A 16937-nucleotide genomic window follows, 5' to 3' on the forward strand; every position below is an offset into this window, starting at 1 on the left:
TCAGCTGCAATTCGTGACCTGGTTCGAGCAGAGCGCGCGCCACCAGCCGCGGACGCCGTCATGGCTCTCGACCAGACCCCAGAAGCCGCTGCAGGCGAACAGACGCTTCGGGCCGCCGTCACCGTCGATCGGGCCGCCGAGCTCACGCTGCGCCGGCATCCATTTGGCATCGACGAAGGGAGCCTGGAACAGCCCGCCTGCGCGCGTATAGCCATTGGCGTAGCTCGCGCCGACCTTGTTGGACGCAACCCAGCCGCGCCCGGCATAGGGTTTGGGCGCGCTCCGCGGATATCTCTTCTCGTCCTCATAGTCCTTGCCCGGCGGCTTGGCGCCTTCGATCAGAAACCAGCCGCTCTTGAAGCCGATGATGCGGAATTCGGTGAGCCAGCCGCCGTCGGGCGTGTTCTCGGCGCCGCCTAACTTCAAGCGGTAAGGCGGCGGCAGCGTGCCGAGCACGCGCGCCGCCGCCGACGGCTCGGCGCGCACGTTGAGGCCACCGGGGTCCTTGTCAATGGACCAGGCGCCGAGACTGCAGGGCTCGGTGGCCTCGGGCAGCTTTGTTCGTCCGGCGGCGAGATCGGCGTGCAGCTTTGAGAAATCGCTGTCGTCATTGTCCGGATCGGGCTCTGTGCGCGGCTTCAACTCGGCTGAAACCGCGCGTGTCGCATCCGGTGTCAGCTTGACCACGAGGGCCTCGCGCGCAGCGAACACGCTTGCCGGTGTTTTTGGATCGTTCGATGGCGCGGGATAGACGGCGAGATATCCCATCGAGCCGTCGGTTCGATAAGCGGCGCCGGCGACATAACCTGCCGGGACCAGGGCGAGCGCGCTTGCGCGCCACGCCGGTTCGGTGTCATCCGCGCGCGCCGCTAGTGTCGCGACGCACAGCATCGTCGTCGCGATGAGACGAAGCACGCGCATGATGCTGCGCCGCCTTACGCGCGGGCGCCCGTGAACGGGAAGCTGCCCATCGGGCCGATGCCCATCTCGCCGTTCATGCTGTCGCCGGAGACGGTGCCGGCGAATTCGAGCGTGAGCGGCATCGGGTTGGTGATCGAGACCTTCCAGGAGACGTTGTCGCCAGCGACGGTGCCGTCGAAGATCTCGGCGGTATTACCTTCCGCGCCTTGCGTGCCCGTGAGCGTGCCGCCGGCGGCCTTGAGGCTCAGCGTCGCCTGGCGCTCGCCCATCGGCGTCGTCATGGTCAGATTCCAGTTGCCGTCTACGGCCATTCCCGTCTCCCGAACAAATCCCGGCGGACCGCGACGATCCGCGGCCAGTCCCGGACGAGCCTATAGCCCAACTCGCAGCTCCTGCCTAACGCTCCATTTGAGGCATGGAAGCATGTCCCGAAAAGTGCGTAGCGGTTTTCGGAAAAGATCATGCTCAGACAACAACCTAAAGCGATCACATCGCGCTTTAGGCGCGGGCTGCAGCGCGCCTGCGGCTGGTGACGATGAGCCTTAGAACGACATACTGCACGGCAAAGGCGAGGATCTTGGCGCCGCCGGCGACCACCGTGAGGTAGAACGCCCACAGCTTCAGATCGCCCGTGGAGGCGACGAGGATCATGCCGACGCCGATCACGAACATCAGCGCCGCCCAGGCATAGCCTGCAGCCGTCACATATTCCGGAACGGTCTCGACGACAATCGGCGGCATGTAGCGCAGCATCCAGCCGCGCTTGAGCATGATCGCGCCGATGGCGAAATGCGCGATCGAAGGCTTTGCCATCATGAAGCGGGGATCATTGGTCAGCAGAGTGATCCCGCCCAGTCCGACGACAAGCGCGAGGCTCGCATAGGTCATGTAGTTGAGTTGCTGCCCCTTGATGCGGGCGTGGATCACCTGCGCGATCGCGCCGGCGATCGCCACTGACGTCGCGAGGATGACGTTGTCGGTGGCGAGATAGACGACCAGGAAGACGATGGCGGAGAAGAGGTCGGAGCCGAGGCGGGCGAATACGTCCTTCATCGTCAATCCTGTTCAGCGGGCGGTGGGCAATGCGCGGGCGGGCGTACCGTACTTGATCTGGCGATACTCGGGATACCATTTTGTGAAGTAAATCGCGCTGTTGCGGGCGGCGAAGGCGACTGCAAGGCTCGACCAGAGCGGCAGGCCGGGGACGTAGAGCAGCACGAGATTGCCGGCCGCCATCAACAGCGCGGCCACGGTCCAGGCGCCGGTGATGACGTAATTGGCGGTGAGAAAGCCGGGCATCGCCGCGGTCTCGGCCGGCACTGATTCCAGCGCATATTGCAGCGTGAAGGGACGGCGGACCAGCAGCGAGCCGAGCGCGATGACGAAGATGCCGATATCGACCGACAGCTTGACGCCGAGCGTTCCGAGCTGCGGGTCGAGCAGCGCCAGGTAGAGGCCGATTGCGGCGAACACGATCGCCGAGCCCGCGGCCAGGGTCTTCACCGAGCGCCCGCGCGCCACATCGATTGCGACGGTGGCGAGGCAGATCGCGGAGGCCACGAACACGCTGATCGCGGCCGACGTTACCAGCATCAGGAAGCTGTAGGCGCCGTAGGGCGCAAGGATCAGGAAAATCGCCATTACCTACCTCGGTCAGGCCGATCTTTACGATGTAAAGATCAATAGGTCAGAGGCGAGACCGGGTCAAGCGAAATCTTTACAGTGTCAAAATGATGTAGGCGGCATGTAAAAGTTGAAGTGCCGCAACGGCTTGGTCGGACGCCTCGTCAGCCAATTCCGCCCAGGGCAGGCGCGACAGAATGGGGAGCGCGCAGGCGATCGCGAGGCCGAGGGCGAGCAGGATGCCGCCGTTGAAGAGGACTTGGCCGCTCCGCCGCAGATGGACCACCTCGAGTGTGAGCGCGGCGCAGACCATGGCGAGGATGGCGAGGAGGTCTGCGGTGATGGAGGGCATCTGCATACGGGCCTCTTTGGTGACACGTCCGTGCTGTGGCTCCGGGCGGGCGCCAAGTGGCGCGCCCCGGAATGACGGGAGCTACTGCGCCCCCACCCAATTGCCGTGAAAACCATCCGGCACGCGATGGCCGAGCTGCACCAGCGCGACGGGACCCGCTTCGACATCGGTGGCGTTGAACACGGCGAGGTCGCTGCGGTTCTCCCGCGCCCGCCAGACCACGGCGAGCAGCCAGCCATCGCCCTCAGTCGCATCCTTCGATCGCTCGACGAACACCGGCTCGGAGATGGTGTCGCCGGCGGGCAGCAGGTAATGGCCGAGACGTCTTCCGTTGCCGTCGACATGGACGACGCCGGAGAGCGCGCCGAACATCGGCAGTTTCGGATTGGCGCAGGCGTACCAGCCGTGACGGTTCTTCAGCCCGGCGCGGCGGTCGTCGATGCGCGGAAATTCGCCGGTGAGATCGTCGAGATAGGTCTGCTGGAAGCGATCGGTATTGCCGGAGAGATCGAAGGTCCAGCGGCAGTGCCGGGCGCGCGACTTGTCCGGATCGGTCGGCCGGCCGTCGGAATGCGGAAACAGCGGCGCTTCCTCGAACTGCATGACGTCGGCGATGATGCGGTTCTCGTCCTCCCACGCGTTCATGATGTGGAAGACGTAGCAGGCTTCACCGCGAAACCAGACGATGTCCTTTGCGGTGCCGCTCCGCTTCATCACGCCGACATAGGCGCCCTTGTCCGGCTCCCAGGCGTAGGGCGGCTGCCCGCGCATCGCGCGCTCCATGCTGCCGGTGATCGGCAGGATCGGAAACAGCACATGGTTCGCGGTGACGATGAAGTCATGGACCATGCTGGCATAGGGCGCCTCGAACCGCTCGAAGCGGGTCGCCTTGCCGGAGGCGTCGATCGAGCCGTAGGAGAGGGCAGGCGTCAACGGTCCTGCGGCGTTGTAGCCGAAGAACACGAGCTCGCCGGTGACGGGATCGATCTTCGGGTGCGCGGTAAAACTGCCGGCGACACGGCCCTGGTAGTTGTGATAGCCGCGCGTCGCCAGCGTGCCGGGCTCGATCTCGGTCGGCAGATGCGCCTCTTCCAGCGCCAGCAGCTTGCCGGCATGGAAGATGATGTTGGTGTTGGCGACGCCGCCGTCGGTGAGATCAGCAGGGGCATCGGGCAGCTTGCGGCCGAAGCCTCCGAACAAGGCGCGGCCGGCGTCGTGCTCGGCGAGCCATTTCAGCGTGCGGACCCAGCGGTTGCGATAGCTGGCGCGCCCGTTGTCGAGGTGGAACGCGTGCAGCATGCCGTCGCCGACGAACCAATGCGCGCCGGGGGAATCGAACTGCGGATTGGGGCCGTTGCGATAGAGTACGCCGTTCAGCTCGCGCGGCAATTCGCCGATGATCTTCAGGAATGGCGCGTCCGCTTCGAACGGGATCGGCGCGATGTTGTTGCGGCGCTCGGCGATGGCGTCGTGCTGCACGGCGTACACTCCCTATCTTTACATCGTAAAGATCGGATAGCGTCGATTGCCGCATCGGTCAAGCGAAATCTTTACACTGTCAATATTGCGTCATATAGCTTGCAAATGGCCAAGATCGACACCAAGACCGATACCAAGAGCGAAACGGCGCGACGCGCGCGTGCCCCCAGAAAGACGACGTCGACTGCGGCATCGCGCCCAAGGCGTGGCGCGGCGAGCGCGAAGTCCGAGACGCCCTATCACCACGGTGCCTTGCGCGAGGCGCTGCTGCAGGCTGCCGAACGGGTGCTGGAGCGCGACGGACTCGCCGGCCTCACCTTGCGCGCGGTGGCGCGGGAGGCGGGCGTCTCCCATGCCGCACCCACCCACCATTTCGGTGATCTCACCGGCCTGCTCAGCGAGCTCGCGGCCGTCGGCTTCCGCCAGTTCAACGCGGCGATGGCGGCATCTTGCGGTGCCGCCACCACGCCGCTCGAAGCCGCGCTGGCGCGGCCCAAGGCCTACGTCGCCTACGCGCAAGCCCATCCCGGCATGTACAGCATCATGTTCCGTACCGAGCGCCTGGACTATTCCAGGCCCTCGCTGCACGAGGCGGCCGAAGCCTCCTTCGCCGGGCTGGCGAATGCGATCGGCATGATGCGGCAGGAGCAGATCAGCGGTGACGCGCTGACGCTGAGCCAGGGTGCCGCGATCGCACGTGCCTGGTCGATGGTGCATGGCTTCACCATGCTGCTGCTCGACGGACGGCTCGAGGATATCTTGGGACGTCTGCCCGAGGGAACGACGGCCGAGCGGCTAATGGAGGCGATGCTGATGGCGCCGGTGGCCACCAAACACCCCGCATAGCGGTCGTGGGCCGCCAAGGCCTAAAGCATGATCCGGAAAAGTGCGCAGCGGTTTTCCGAAAAGATCATGCTTAAACAACAACCTAAAGCGCGATGACGATTCGTCCTAATCGCATCGCGCCTTAGCGCATCGTCGCAAGCTCGACGGCGCGGCCGCGCGTGCCGATGATCTTCACCTCGTCCTTGCCGCAAGCGAAGCCGCGGGCGAAATCGTCCGCGGCCTTGCGCGCAAGCTCGTTGGTGGTGGGGTTTGCGATCGCATCGACATAAGCAACGTGACAGACCGGGCCCGGCGGTAGCCGGGTCACGACCAGCATGGCCTTGGTGTTCGGCCGGCCCTGCTTGTCGGGATCGGCATTGTCGGCGATGTGCCAGCGCTGGATGATCGCGAACGGCTTTGCGCCCACGGCACGCCATTCGATCGTGGTCTCCGACGAATTGAACGGTGCGAACCAGACCTTGGCTGCCGGTTCCTCGGCCGCCTGCTTGCGATTGCGACCGACCGAGACGATTTCGCGAAGATCGTCCTCGGCGATCAGCACCAGGAGGCCGTCCTTGCCCGGACAGATGCGCGTCGTGCTGCCGTCGAGCTCGCTGGGCTTGCCGATCTGGCGGCAATCCTTGGGCGCGGTCGAGGTGTAGGTGCTGCCCACGGTTTGGGCGGCGGCGCTGTGCAGGCCGATGCAGATCATCAAGACGGCCAGGCCTGTGCAGGTGATGCGGTTCATCATGAGGGCTTCGATCGCAGGGAACTCCGCACCATCAGACGTCTTCATTGTGGGCAAGGTTCAAACAGGGGTGGGATAGACCTGACAGCGGCGCGGAATCGTTCTAGAAGAGCGGCTTCGCTTGGGCTCCTCCAGCCTCGTTCGCGTCCTCCTTTACTTGATCATGCCAGCCATCTCCTCGCAAAAACCCTATCGCGTCGGCCGCTCCAAGACCGGGCTCGGCCTCTTCGCCACCAAGCCGATCAAGAAGGGCACCCGGATCATCCGCTATTTCGGACCGATCCTGGATTCGCGGATTCCCGAGCAGGACGACATCGAGAACAAGTACCTGTTCGAGCTCAACGGCCGCTGGACTATCGACGGCTCGGTGCGCAAGAATCTGGCCCGCTACATCAACCATTCCTGCCGGCCCAACGCCGAGTCCGACGTCCGGCCGCGCGAGCGCAAGGTCTTCATCCGCGCCATCAGGAACATCGAGCCGGGTGACGAGATCAACTATGATTACGGTACCGACTATTTCAAAGCCTATCTGAAGCCGATCGGTTGCAAGTGCGAGTCGTGCGAGAAGAAGCGCAAGAAGCTGCGAGCCGAGGCGCGGGCGGAAGCCGCCAAGGTGAAGGCGCGCACGGAAGCCAAGGCCAAGAAGGCGGGCACGAAAAGCACGGCGAAAAAGAAGAAGCTGAACGGCAAGCACTTCGCCGGCAAGGTCGGCCGGGCGAGGGCGTAGTCGCAGGCGATGGCCGCGATTGGTGCGCGGCCAGGCCGGGCCTTACGCCGCCAACGCGCTCGCACTTCTCCGCAATCCCACATATTGCAGCTCGGCAAACACGCCGGTGGCGATCGCCTGCGCCACGACCATGAGCGCGCCGGCAAGGTTCGGCGACACCGCGCCCGAGAGCAGCAGCGCAATGCTGCCGACTGTCCAGGCCGCATTGCCGATCACGACCAGCAGCACGAGCGCCTTCGCCACCGAGGCGCGTGACGCCAGCCAGCCGACCAGCGCGGCGTAGGCGATCAGGAACAGGCCGGCCTCGCGCAGCAGCGCCTCCGGCAAATTGAACAGAGCTGCGAACGCGCTCGCGCCGAAAGTGAAGCCGAGGGCGGCGACGCCGCTGAAGATGGCATCGGCGAGCAGCGCGCGGCGCAGGAAGGTGGAAGCGTCGATCATCAGAGGTCTCCATGGTTGGGGTGGGCTCGGGGGTGAAACTCAGTGCCGTCCGCGCCACCAGGCGCGAGCAGGCGGGCGAGGCGGAACGGACAGAGGCTCCTGCCGACGCCGTGCTCGAAGGCCGTGACCTGCGCGAGCACATAGTCGCCGGTCGAATGCACCAGCGGCTCCGGCATGTTGAGGCTGCGCGCCAGCATCCGCGTTGCGAAGGCCATGGCCCAGGGAACAAGGTGGTCTGCGACGGTCCGGTAGAGCAGCAGCGCGATCATGGTCATCTCCTGTCGCCACTGAAGATGCGCGCGCCGGCGCGCCAATTCGATTACCTCGCGGGTAATGGAAGGGCCGAAATCCGCATGCTAGGTTCTGGTCATGAACGCACATGCATCCACGGCACAGGCCGACCGCAGCCAGCCGGTTCACATCGGCGACCATTTGCGCGAATGGCGGCAGCGCCGCCGCATGAGCCAGCTCGATCTCGCGGGCGAAGCCGAAATCTCGGCGCGTCATCTCAGCTTCGTCGAGACTGGCCGCGCCGCGCCCTCGCGCGACATGGTGCTGCGGCTCGCCGAGCGTCTCGACGTGCCCTTGCGCGAGCGCAACGTGCTGCTGGTCGCCGCCGGCTATGCGCCCGCGTTCCAGCAGCGCCCGCTGGAGGATCCCGCCTTGAAATCAGCCCGCCAGGCGATCGATCTCGTGCTGAGGGCGCACGAGCCCAATCCCGCGCTCGCGGTGGACCGGCACTGGAACCTGGTGTCGGCCAACCGCATGGTGGCGCCGCTGCTCGATGGCATTCCGCAGCGGCTGCTTGGCCAGCCCTTCAACGTGCTGCGGCTCGCCTTTCATCCCGAGGCGTTGGCGCCGCGCACGGTCAATCTCGCGGAGTGGTGCGGCCACCTTCTGGAGCGTCTGCACCGGCAATGCGAGGTGACGGCCGATCCTGAGCTGATCAAGCTCTACAACGACCTCAAGAGCTACCCCATCCCGGCGCGCGCGGGGCCGCTGTCGAGCGACAATGTCGCGATCCCGTTCAAGCTGCGCCACGGCGGGGAGATACTAAGTTTCTTCTCCACCACCATGGTGTTCGGCACGCCCGTCGATATCACCCTGTCGGAGCTGGCGCTGGAGACGTTCTTCCCGGCCGACGAGCGCACCGCAGAGCGGCTGAAGCAGATCGCGGCAGCCATGACCTAGAGCCCTTGACCTAGAGCCCTTGGCACCCTTGCCTCCGAGCGGCTTCGGCTTATCTTTGGGCCAACCTTGATCGCCCGAAGGAGGCGCCTGACATGAGCACGCTGAAACCGCTCCAGATCGATGTCGTCTCCGATGTGGTGTGCCCCTGGTGCTATATCGGCAAGCACCGGATCGAGAGTGCGCTGGCGCTCGTGCCGGACGTTCCCGTCAAGCTCAATTTCCGCCCGTTCTTCCTCAATCCCTGGGTGCCGCGCGAGGGCATCAGCCGCGAGGCCTATCTCACCCAGAAGTTCGGCTCGGTCGAAGCCTATAAAGGAATCGCGGGGCGCGTCGTTACGGCCGCAAGCGAGGAGGGCCTCCTCTACAAGCCCGAGCTGGTCGCGCGTCAGCCCAACACGACCGACTGCCATCGCCTCATCCTGTGGGCGGAAGCGATCGGCAAGGCGCCCGAGATGAAGCAGCGCCTGATGGAGCTGTATTTCCGCGACGGGGGCGATCTCACCGATGTGAACGTGCTGGTGCAGGCGGCCGCCGATATCGGCCTCGACGTCGAGGACGTGCGCCGGCGCCTTGCCACCGACGAAGACGTCGCGCGCGTCTCGGCCGATGCGCAGGAGGCCGCCGAGAAGGGCATCTCCGGCGTGCCGACCTACGTGTTCGCGCAGAAATACGCCGTCTCCGGTGCGCAGGACCCGACCCTGCTCGCGCGCGCCATCCGCCAGGTCTCGGAGGAGATCAACGCGCAGGCGGCGGAGTAGCTTTCGCTGATTTGCGGAGCCGGCGGACCACGTGTCGCGCGCCCTCGTGCGCGGCATTGAGTCCGGCCAGTGCTGCGTGAATCAGGGCCACGACCGGATCGTGCCGCCGCAGCGGGATCAGCACGTCGCCGACTGCAAAACGCCCGCGCCAGATCGGGTTGATCATGGGGTGATCGGCGCTCGCGGTGGAATCCGCGCTTGCGATGGCGGGATCGGCGCAGAGATGGCGGGTGAGCTCGATTGTGAGCTGCACGCCCGGCGAATATTTCGCAAAGCGTTCGTCAATGCCGAGCTTGAAGAAGAAAGCGCGGTCCTGATGGCGCAGCACGATGCCGGCGGCGACCGGGGTCGTCCCGGCGCGAAGCGTGATGATTTCGCACTGCGCGGTCTCCGCCAGCGCCGGCACCGCGCGGCGAATGAAGGTCGCATCGCCGACATGCTGCACCAGCGCGGTGCCGCGCTTGCCTTTCCAGCCGCTGGCTTCGAGCTGCAGGAATGTTTCGAGTGCGGGCCCGATCTCGTCAGGCCGGCGTGCGACGTCGAACATAACAGGGCCGTGCTCTTCGAGGCGATGGCTTTGTCGGCGCAGCTCCTTGAGCTTCTTGGTGCCGAGTGCGTCGCGCAGTAGCGTTTCGTCATCCTGCGTCGCATCGAGGCTGGCGCGGATGTAGGAGGAAAGCACGCGCGGCTTCAGGCCGTCGCGGGTCAGGACCTGCTTAAGCGCAGTCATCGCAGCGCCGTCGAGCGCGACGTCGTTGAGCACGAGCGCATGCGCGCCGGCCTCGCGCGCCCGCCGCAACAGTTGCGTCGCCGCCTCGATCGGGGCGTCGCGGTCGATCAGCGGACTGCACAGGGTGCCGTAGGGATGCGCGCTCACCAGCGCGGGCAGGGGAATCTTCAGGGCGCGCCACAGCGAGATCACCGGCATCAGCCCGATCAGCCGGGTCGACGCTCCGTCGAAAGCGGGCAATGCCGAAGCTGCGGTGCGGCCGCGCGCGGTGGCGCTGACGGCGAGCTCCCAGGCGGGCAGGTAATATCCGTTCGGCTCGATCGCGCGCTGCGCGAGCGCGCGCCATTGGCCGGGATCGATCGCTGTAAGCGGGACGCGCGCCGCCATGGCATCCTTTCTCGATGCCGCATGGATCGCTGCCTGCTGCGCGATGTCGACCACGTCCCCTCGTCCCGTTCACGCGGGCAAATGCCGCGTCACGTGGCCATGCTTAGCCCAAAGATTGGAAAATACCGTTGGGACGCGGCTCCAATTCGACCGGTAATGTTAACGTCTCGTTGAGCATCCGGTGCCGGATGCTCAACGCAGATCCCTATTTGTCGCCGGGCAGGAAGTGATCACGGGCGCTCGCCCGCCCCCCGCTGGCGGTATCGGTGATCGCAACCTCGAGATCGCGCGAGCTCTTCGGCAGATCGGCAGGCCCGACCTGCACCGACAGCCTGACCTCGCGGGTCTGGTCCTGCCCGACTTCTACGACGGGCTTGCCATCCGGAGCGACTTCAACGCCTGCGACCCGGATGTTCGCGCCGGGCAGTCCGGAGACCTCGATCGCAAACGATCGCTGTGCGCCCTTGTTGAGAATGCGCACGGTGTAATCGTTGCGGACCCCGCCGTCCGAGAGCTGAACGAACAGCGGATTGCGCTCGTGCAGCACGTTGACGTCCATGGTCGCGCGCGTGGCGAGGGTGTAGACCATGATGGTGCCGACGATGGCAATGGCTGCGGTATAGATCAGCGTGCGCGCGCGGACGATGCGATAGATCGGCGGCTTGCCGTCGCGCCGGCGCTGCATGTTGATATCGGTATCGTAGCCGATCAGGCCCTTGAGCCGGCCGATCTCGCGCATGACGTTGTCGCAGGCATCGATGCAGAGGCCGCACTGGATGCAGCCGAGCTGGATGCCGTGGCGGATGTCGACGCCAGTCGGGCAGACGTTGATGCATTGGTGGCAGTCGACGCAATCGCCGGCGAAATCGCCATGGGCGCGGGCAGCTTCCGCCTTCTTCACCGACATGCGCGGCTCTCCGCGGTCGCGGCGATAGGTGACGTTGAGCGCCGATTCGTCGGTCAATGCCGCCTGGATGCGCGGCCACGGGCACATGTAGATGCACATCTGCTCACGGGCGTGGCCGGCGAAGACATAGGTCGTCGCGGTCAGGATGCCGATCCAGAGATAGGCGATGAACGGGGCCTGGAAGGTGGCGAGCTCCTTCACCAGCGTCGGCGCGTCGTCGAAATACAGCACCCAGGCGCCGCCGGTCCACCAGGCGATCATGATCCAGAGAAAGTGCTTCAGCGCCACCTTCCGGATGTGGTCGAACGTCCAGTAGTGCTTGTCGCCCTGCATGCGCTCGCGCCGGTCGCCTTCGACCCAGCGCTCCACGGCGTAGAACAAGTCGGTCCACACCGTCTGCGGGCACAGATAGCCGCACCACAGTCGCCCTGCGACCGCGTTCATCAGGAACAGGGCCATCGCCGCGATGATGAGCAGCCCGGTGAAGTAATACACCTCCTGCGGCCACAGCTCGATGAAGAAGAAATAGAAGCGGCGATGCGGCAAGTCGATCAGCACGGCCTGGTCGGGCAGGCCGGGTCCGCGATTCCAGCGCATGAATGGCAAGAGATAGTAGATCCCGAGCGTGACGCACAGGATCGCCCATTTGATGCGGCGGAACGGGCCGTGGACCGATTGAGGATAGACCTTCCTGCGCTTCTCGTAGAGAGGTCCTTCGATGAAGGTGTCGTCGGTCATGCCGCGCTCCCGCGTTTGCGCCGGCGAAGTCCTAGGGTGCGCAGAAGAGGCGGTACAGCGTCTCCAGCACCACGCGGACTTCCCGGCTCGCGATGCTGTAGTATATCGTCTGGCCCTCCCGCCTGGGTTTGACCAGGCTCAATGCGCGCATCTTGCCGAGATGCTGCGATAGCGCCGCCGAGGACAGGCCTGCGATCTCGGCGAGTTCGCCGACGGACTTTTCGCCGTCCAGCATGTTGCAGAGAACCAGCAGGCGCTTGGGATTGCCCATAGCGGTGAGGAGGCGGGAGGCCTCTTCGGCCTTCTCCTCCAGAGCGAGCAATTCCTGATTGCGGGGCTTGCGATTCATGGTCGGCTAGTATATTAGTATATTCGAAAATAAGAAACAACTGAAATAAGGGTATCGCCGCCCGTGAAGGGCACTCTCGGTCCGGAGGGTCGAATGGTTGCAACGTCTTTCACGCCAATGGCTTCGCTCGTGGGCGGCGCGCTGATCGGCCTGTCCGCCGTTCTGCTGATGTGGGCGAAGGGACGGGTCGCCGGCGTCAGCGGCATCGCGGCAAGGTTGTTTCCGCCCTATGAGGACGGCGAGTTCGCCGGACGGCTGGCCTTCGTCGCCGGTCTTGTCGCCGCACCCGTGCTGGTGCGGCTCGCCACCGGAAGCCTGCCGTCGCAGACGATCGAGGCGGGCACGGCAATCCTGGTTGTCGGCGGCCTGCTCACCGGCTTTGGCTCGGTGTGGGGCAGCGGCTGCACCTCGGGCCACGGCGTCTGCGGCCTGTCGCGGCTCTCCACGCGTTCGCTGGTCGCGACCGTGACCTTCATGGCAGCCGGCATGGCGACCGTCTTCGTGATGCGGCATTGGAGCTGACGCCGATGGCCATTCTCGTTCAATTCGTGATCGGCCTGGTCTTCGGTCTCGGCCTGATCGTCTCCGGCATGTCCGACCCGGCGAAGGTTCTGAACTTCCTCGACGTCGGCGGCATTCCGGCGGGGACGTGGGATGCGAGCCTTGCCTTCGTGATGGCCGGCGCGGTGGCCGTGACCTTTATCGGCTTCAATCGCGTCCTGCGGCGCGCGCGTCCGTTCTTTGCCGAACGATTTTTCCTCCCGACGCGAAACGATATCGATCTCAGAATCGTCGCAGGTCCGGCGATCTTCGGTATCGGCTGGGGAATGGCCGGCTTCTGTCCGGGGCCGGCGCTGACCGCGCTCGGGTTCGGGTCTTCTTCGGCCTTCATCTTCGTCGCGGCGATGTGTGCCGGCATGGTGCTCGCACGCTTTGTCGCTCACCTGCCGTCGCTGACACGCTTCGTCGCGCCGGCCGATCCGCTCGAAACCTGAAGTCACTGCAGAGAGTAAAGACCATGGACAAGAACTATCCCGACATCGTCAGGCAAATCTCCGCCAATATGCGCAAGCTGCGGAGCGACATTCCCGAGACGATGAAGGGATTTTCCGCACTCGCCCAGGCCGCCACGCGGGACGGCGCGCTGGACAAGAAGACCAAGGAGCTGATGGCGCTGGCGCTCGGTGTCGCCGCGCGTTGTGACGGCTGCATCGGCTTTCACACCGAAGCCCTCGTCAAGCTCGGCGCGACGCGTCAGGAGGTCGAGGAGACGCTCGGCATGGCCGTTTACATGGGCGGCGGACCGTCGCTGATGTACGCGGCGGACGCGATCGCGGCCTACGAGCAGTTCCAGCAGCAATCCGTCGCCGCCTGATCCGATTCAATCACGTGACGGGACCGGGCGATTGTCTCGCCCGGTCCCGCCCATGCTGGATCTAGCAACTACCAGCGGTCGCCGACACCGACGCCCACGCTGACGCCGGGCGCGCGAATGCCGACGCCGCCGCGCGGCCCGTCATCCCAGTCGCGATAGGTGCGTCGCTCATAATAGCGATCGCGCGGCATGGAATTGTAGGAATCGCGCACGATCACGCGCGAACCACCGCGCGTGCGATAGCAGCGGCCGGCGTCGTCGCAGACAAGCCGGACCTGCTGGACGAGATCCGAATTGGTGTACTCGCTGCTCGTGTAGATATCGGAAGCCTTCGCACTCGACGCCGCCGCCAAAGCACCGACGCCCGCCAAAAGCGCAATCGTAAACGTCTTCATCCTGTCCTCCACCGAAACTGCCCTTGGCGGTAACAAGAAGGGGAGGCGGCGATCGTTCCCGATTGCGATGCTGGTTTTTCCCGGAACCGGAGCTTTGTTGCGCGGATTCGCTGCTAGATCGGCTCGTAGGTCTCCGTTCCGCAGATATCGTCGGCTTCCGCGCGGCGGCGGTCGACCACCTTTCCGCCAGATATCGTCACGATGTAGGTCTGGGCGCCGAGCGAGGTGCCGGTCGCGGAGGTGAGCTGGGCGCGGACGCAGGCGGTCCAGCCGGGCCCTCGCACCTCGCGATGGGGCGAAGCGACGTGCACCTCGCGCGGATAGGAGGTGGCGAGGAAGACGACGTCGATCTGCTCGCGCACCAGGCGCTTGACGTCGGGAGGCGCTTCGGGCGGCGGCTGCTCGGTTTCCTTCATGCGCATGAATTCCGGCACTGGGGCGCGGCTGTCGGCAACGCCGCAGGCGCCGAGCGCGAGCGCGCCGGCGAGCAGCGCCGCATGAGCAATGATCCGCAACATCCGTGAAGGTCCCCTGCGGGCCAACAGATAGGCAGGAATGCGATCCGGCGAAGTCCCCGGCGATCAAGATTTGCTGAAGTCTTTATGGAAGCCTTGATGGAATCCTTGGAACTCGCGGCATTTCATATTCCGGAATTGCAGGCTAAGTTTGTACCCCAGACGAGGGGGATTGCACCAATGAGGATTTTGGTCATCGCGGCCGCGGTCATGGCGCTGACGGTTGCCTCGGCGCAGGGGCAGGGCCGGCGGCCACCCAATGACGGAGCCAAACCGGCGGACAACAAGCCCAAGGTCGACGAGAAAGCCTACAAGGCCGCGCTCGAGCGCATTCCCGAGCCCAAGGACAAGTACGACCCTTGGGGCGGGGCCCGGCCGAGTGAGCCCGCCAAGAAGCCGAAATAGAGCGAGGGAAGCGTTGCGGAGCAGCCTGCGAATTCCGATCGGGCTCGTTGCGCTGCTGCTGATTGCCGTGCGGCCAAGCGCGGCCTGGGAGAGTTGGGGCGGCGATGCCGGCGGCTCGCGCTTCTCGCCACTGCAACAGATCACGCCCGACAATGTCGGCAATCTGGTTCGGGCCTTCGAATTCCGCACCGGCGATCTTGCGGTGCGTCCGCCGGAGGTGATGCGGCGAACCAAATTCCAGGCAACGCCGCTGTTCGTCGAGGACAGCCTGATCTTCTGCTCGCCCTTCAACGAGGTGATTGCGCTCGATCCCGGCACAGGCGCGCAGAAATGGCGTTACGATCCGAAGATCGCGACCAATCAGCGTCCCGCCAATCGTTACGTCTGCCGCGGCGTCACCCACTGGACCGACGATGAGGCGCCCGCGAATGCCGCCTGCCGATCGCGCATCTTCATGGGCACGAACGACGTCCGCCTGATCGCGCTGGACGCGAAGACGGGAATTCCCTGTGCCGGTTTCGGCAATGGCGGCGAGGTGAACCTCGATATCGGCATGGCCCTGGAATGGCCCGGCGAGTTCCAGATCACCTCGCCGCCCGCCGTTGGCCGGGGTGTCGTCGTGGTCGGCTCCTCGATCTCCGACAACCGACGCGTCGATGCGCCGAGCGGCGTCGTACGTGCGTTCGACGCGCGCAGCGGCCGGGCGCGCTGGACCTTCGAGCCGCTCAAGCGTGACGGCATCGAAGCCGGGCACGCCAACGTCTGGGCGCCGATGTCGGTCGACGCGGCGCGCGGCCTGGTGTTCCTGCCGACGTCCTCGCCGTCGCCGGATTTCTGGGGCGGCAAGCGGCCGGGCAACAACGAACATGCCAATTCGGTGGTCGCTTTGCGTATCGAGACCGGCGAGCTCGCATGGGCATTCCAGACCGTGCATCACGACGTCTGGGATTACGATCTGGCGGCGCAGCCGACGCTCGCGCGCCTCGATGCCGGTGACGGCCAGCGCGACGTCGTGATCCAGCCGACCAAGCAGGGTTTTGTCTTCGTGCTCGACCGCGATACCGGCAAGCCGGTCTGGCCGGTGGAAGAACGCGCGGTGCCGCAGGGCGGCGCGGACGGGGAGGCGTTGTCGCCGACGCAGCCGTTTCCGACGCATGTGCCGGCGCTGACGTCGCAGACGATCTCGACCGACGACGCGCTCTCGCCGTTGCCGGAACTGCGCCGCTCGTCCTGCGAGCGCCAGTTCACGGAGGCGCGCAACGAGGGTCTGTTCACGCCGCCTTCCGTGCGGGGCACGCTGGAGTTTCCCTTCACCGGCGGCGGCGTGAACTGGGGCAGCGCGGCCTTCGATCCGGTCCGGCAGATTCTCTACGCCAACACCGGGCGCGCCGTTCATCTCATCAGGCTGATCCCGCGCGCGGAGGCCGCTGGATTCAATCCGCCGCCGGGTCATGATTTCGGCCAGCAGCGCGGCGCGCCGTTTGCGATGTCGCGCGCGGTGATGATGTCGCCGCTCGGTCTGCTCTGCAACAAGCCGCCCTGGGGCGAGATGGTTGCGGTCGATCTGAAGGCCGGCAAGATCCTCTGGCGCTCGACGGTCGGCACCAGCGAAGATCTGGCGCCGCTCGGCGCGCCGCTGCCCTGGGGTGCGCCTCTCGTCAACGGACTGGCGGTCACGGCGGGCGGTCTCGTCTTCACCGGCGCGATGGATGCTTATCTGCGCGCCTTCGATGCGCGAAGCGGCAAGGAGCTGTGGCAGGGACGGCTGCCGGTGCCCGGCGTCGCCAATCCCATGACCTATCTGTGGAAGGGCGAGCAATATGTCGCGATCGGCGCCGGCGGCCACTCCGAAGCTGGCACCTCGATCGGCGACAGCGTGGTTGCGTTCCGCCTGGCGCGGCCGGGCGAGGCGCCGACATTGTGGTCGCGCACCATCGATCGTCCCGGTGGACGATTTTTTTGGGCATCCGCAGTGATCGGAATCGGGATCGCCGCGCTCGTGATCGCAAGCCTGCGCTGGCGTCGCCGTCGTCGTATCACGCAATCATAATCGTGTTGTGGATGCGATGCG

The 16937-nt window shown here is 65.5% G+C and carries 22 protein-coding genes and 1 pseudogene; 9 read left to right on the forward strand and 14 right to left on the reverse strand.

Annotated elements, in window-relative coordinates:
- The 6 genes from GDN70_RS14560 to GDN70_RS14585 form a co-directional block, all read right to left on the reverse strand.
- A complete protein-coding gene (locus tag GDN70_RS14560; protein WP_152102709.1) occupies window positions 1-921 on the reverse strand; it encodes an SH3 domain-containing protein in 921 nt (306 codons plus the stop codon).
- A 14-nt stretch (window positions 922-935) separates the two neighbouring features.
- Window positions 936-1232 carry a hypothetical protein gene (locus GDN70_RS14565; RefSeq protein ID WP_028142787.1) on the reverse strand — a complete coding sequence of 99 codons (297 nt, stop codon included), beginning with the start codon at window positions 1230-1232 and terminating at the stop codon, window positions 936-938.
- 187 nt (window positions 1233-1419) lie between these two features.
- On the reverse strand, window positions 1420-1974 hold the full coding sequence (locus GDN70_RS14570; RefSeq protein ID WP_028142788.1) for an inner membrane-spanning protein YciB: 555 nt from the start codon (window positions 1972-1974) through the stop codon (window positions 1420-1422).
- A 12-nt stretch (window positions 1975-1986) separates the two neighbouring features.
- Entirely contained in the window at window positions 1987-2562 is a 576-nt protein-coding gene (locus tag GDN70_RS14575; protein ID WP_038948095.1) for a hypothetical protein, read from the reverse strand.
- Window positions 2563-2638: 76 nt separating this feature from the next.
- Complete coding sequence (locus GDN70_RS14580) at window positions 2639-2902, reverse strand: hypothetical protein (protein ID WP_028142790.1); 264 nt, start codon at window positions 2900-2902, stop codon at window positions 2639-2641.
- Window positions 2903-2977: 75 nt separating this feature from the next.
- Entirely contained in the window at window positions 2978-4375 is a 1398-nt protein-coding gene (locus tag GDN70_RS14585) for a carotenoid oxygenase family protein (RefSeq protein ID WP_152102710.1), read from the reverse strand.
- 105 nt (window positions 4376-4480) lie between these two features.
- Here GDN70_RS14585 and GDN70_RS14590 point away from each other — a divergent pair, with 105 nt between their 5' ends.
- Window positions 4481-5221: a TetR/AcrR family transcriptional regulator gene (locus GDN70_RS14590; RefSeq protein WP_038971628.1), complete on the forward strand. Its 741-nt coding sequence runs from the start codon at window positions 4481-4483 to the stop codon at window positions 5219-5221.
- Window positions 5222-5342: 121 nt separating this feature from the next.
- On the opposite strand, the gene GDN70_RS14595 is transcribed toward GDN70_RS14590, so the two are convergent.
- The gene (locus tag GDN70_RS14595) at window positions 5343-5948 is read right to left on the reverse strand and encodes a hypothetical protein (RefSeq protein WP_038948092.1); all 606 of its coding nucleotides are present in this window, start codon (window positions 5946-5948) and stop codon (window positions 5343-5345) included.
- A 163-nt stretch (window positions 5949-6111) separates the two neighbouring features.
- Between GDN70_RS14595 and GDN70_RS14600 the strand changes: the two genes are divergently transcribed.
- On the forward strand, window positions 6112-6675 hold the full coding sequence (locus tag GDN70_RS14600) for an SET domain-containing protein (protein WP_038948090.1): 564 nt from the start codon (window positions 6112-6114) through the stop codon (window positions 6673-6675).
- A 42-nt stretch (window positions 6676-6717) separates the two neighbouring features.
- On the opposite strand, the gene GDN70_RS14605 is transcribed toward GDN70_RS14600, so the two are convergent.
- Together GDN70_RS14605 and GDN70_RS14610 are read right to left on the reverse strand one after the other, a co-directional pair.
- Window positions 6718-7116, reverse strand: a complete 399-nt coding sequence (locus tag GDN70_RS14605) for a hypothetical protein (RefSeq protein ID WP_152102711.1) — start codon at window positions 7114-7116, stop codon at window positions 6718-6720.
- Window positions 7117-7155: 39 nt separating this feature from the next.
- Window positions 7156-7385, reverse strand: a pseudogene (locus GDN70_RS14610) (hypothetical protein).
- 100 nt (window positions 7386-7485) lie between these two features.
- Here GDN70_RS14610 and GDN70_RS14615 point away from each other — a divergent pair.
- Both GDN70_RS14615 and GDN70_RS14620 read left to right on the forward strand, forming a co-directional pair.
- Complete coding sequence (locus GDN70_RS14615; protein ID WP_028142797.1) at window positions 7486-8307, forward strand: helix-turn-helix domain-containing protein; 822 nt, start codon at window positions 7486-7488, stop codon at window positions 8305-8307.
- Window positions 8308-8399: 92 nt separating this feature from the next.
- Entirely contained in the window at window positions 8400-9065 is a 666-nt protein-coding gene (locus tag GDN70_RS14620; protein ID WP_152102712.1) for a DsbA family protein, read from the forward strand.
- Here the strand turns inward: GDN70_RS14620 and GDN70_RS14625 are convergent.
- From GDN70_RS14625 to GDN70_RS14635, 3 genes are all read right to left on the reverse strand, one after another.
- Window positions 9043-10236 carry a GNAT family N-acetyltransferase gene (locus GDN70_RS14625; RefSeq protein ID WP_152102713.1) on the reverse strand — a complete coding sequence of 398 codons (1194 nt, stop codon included), beginning with the start codon at window positions 10234-10236 and terminating at the stop codon, window positions 9043-9045. The genes GDN70_RS14620 and GDN70_RS14625 overlap by 23 nt on opposite strands.
- Window positions 10237-10387: 151 nt before the next feature.
- Complete coding sequence (gene ccoG / locus GDN70_RS14630; protein WP_152102714.1) at window positions 10388-11827, reverse strand: cytochrome c oxidase accessory protein CcoG; 1440 nt, start codon at window positions 11825-11827, stop codon at window positions 10388-10390.
- 31 nt (window positions 11828-11858) lie between these two features.
- Window positions 11859-12176, reverse strand: a complete 318-nt coding sequence (locus GDN70_RS14635) for a helix-turn-helix transcriptional regulator (protein ID WP_152102715.1) — start codon at window positions 12174-12176, stop codon at window positions 11859-11861.
- A gap of 93 nt (window positions 12177-12269) precedes the next feature.
- Between GDN70_RS14635 and GDN70_RS14640 the strand changes: the two genes are divergently transcribed.
- Genes GDN70_RS14640 through GDN70_RS14650 form a run of 3 tightly spaced genes read left to right on the forward strand, consistent with a single transcriptional unit; the run spans window position 12270 to window position 13551 of the window.
- A complete protein-coding gene (locus GDN70_RS14640) occupies window positions 12270-12698 on the forward strand; it encodes a YeeE/YedE family protein (RefSeq protein WP_028142802.1) in 429 nt (142 codons plus the stop codon).
- Between the two features lie 5 nt (window positions 12699-12703).
- On the forward strand, window positions 12704-13171 hold the full coding sequence (locus GDN70_RS14645) for a DUF6691 family protein (RefSeq protein ID WP_152102716.1): 468 nt from the start codon (window positions 12704-12706) through the stop codon (window positions 13169-13171).
- A gap of 23 nt (window positions 13172-13194) precedes the next feature.
- Window positions 13195-13551 carry a carboxymuconolactone decarboxylase family protein gene (locus tag GDN70_RS14650; RefSeq protein ID WP_038948083.1) on the forward strand — a complete coding sequence of 119 codons (357 nt, stop codon included), beginning with the start codon at window positions 13195-13197 and terminating at the stop codon, window positions 13549-13551.
- 68 nt (window positions 13552-13619) lie between these two features.
- Here GDN70_RS14650 and GDN70_RS14655 read toward each other — a convergent pair whose 3' ends face one another.
- Both GDN70_RS14655 and GDN70_RS14660 read right to left on the reverse strand, forming a co-directional pair.
- Window positions 13620-13946 carry a hypothetical protein gene (locus tag GDN70_RS14655; RefSeq protein ID WP_028142805.1) on the reverse strand — a complete coding sequence of 109 codons (327 nt, stop codon included), beginning with the start codon at window positions 13944-13946 and terminating at the stop codon, window positions 13620-13622.
- Between the two features lie 113 nt (window positions 13947-14059).
- Window positions 14060-14464 carry a hypothetical protein gene (locus GDN70_RS14660; RefSeq protein WP_028142806.1) on the reverse strand — a complete coding sequence of 135 codons (405 nt, stop codon included), beginning with the start codon at window positions 14462-14464 and terminating at the stop codon, window positions 14060-14062.
- Window positions 14465-14641: 177 nt separating this feature from the next.
- On the opposite strand from GDN70_RS14660, the gene GDN70_RS14665 reads away from it, so the two are divergent.
- Together GDN70_RS14665 and GDN70_RS14670 are read left to right on the forward strand one after the other, a co-directional pair.
- The gene (locus tag GDN70_RS14665; RefSeq protein ID WP_038971667.1) at window positions 14642-14866 is read left to right on the forward strand and encodes a hypothetical protein; all 225 of its coding nucleotides are present in this window, start codon (window positions 14642-14644) and stop codon (window positions 14864-14866) included.
- Window positions 14867-14879: 13 nt separating this feature from the next.
- Window positions 14880-16916: a pyrroloquinoline quinone-dependent dehydrogenase gene (locus GDN70_RS14670; RefSeq protein ID WP_038971635.1), complete on the forward strand. Its 2037-nt coding sequence runs from the start codon at window positions 14880-14882 to the stop codon at window positions 16914-16916.
- Window positions 16917-16937 lie beyond the last annotated feature (21 nt).

Origin of the sequence: Bradyrhizobium sp. TM102 (genome assembly GCF_009176685.1) — a bacterium.
GTDB classification, from domain to species: domain Bacteria; phylum Pseudomonadota; class Alphaproteobacteria; order Rhizobiales; family Xanthobacteraceae; genus Bradyrhizobium; species Bradyrhizobium ottawaense.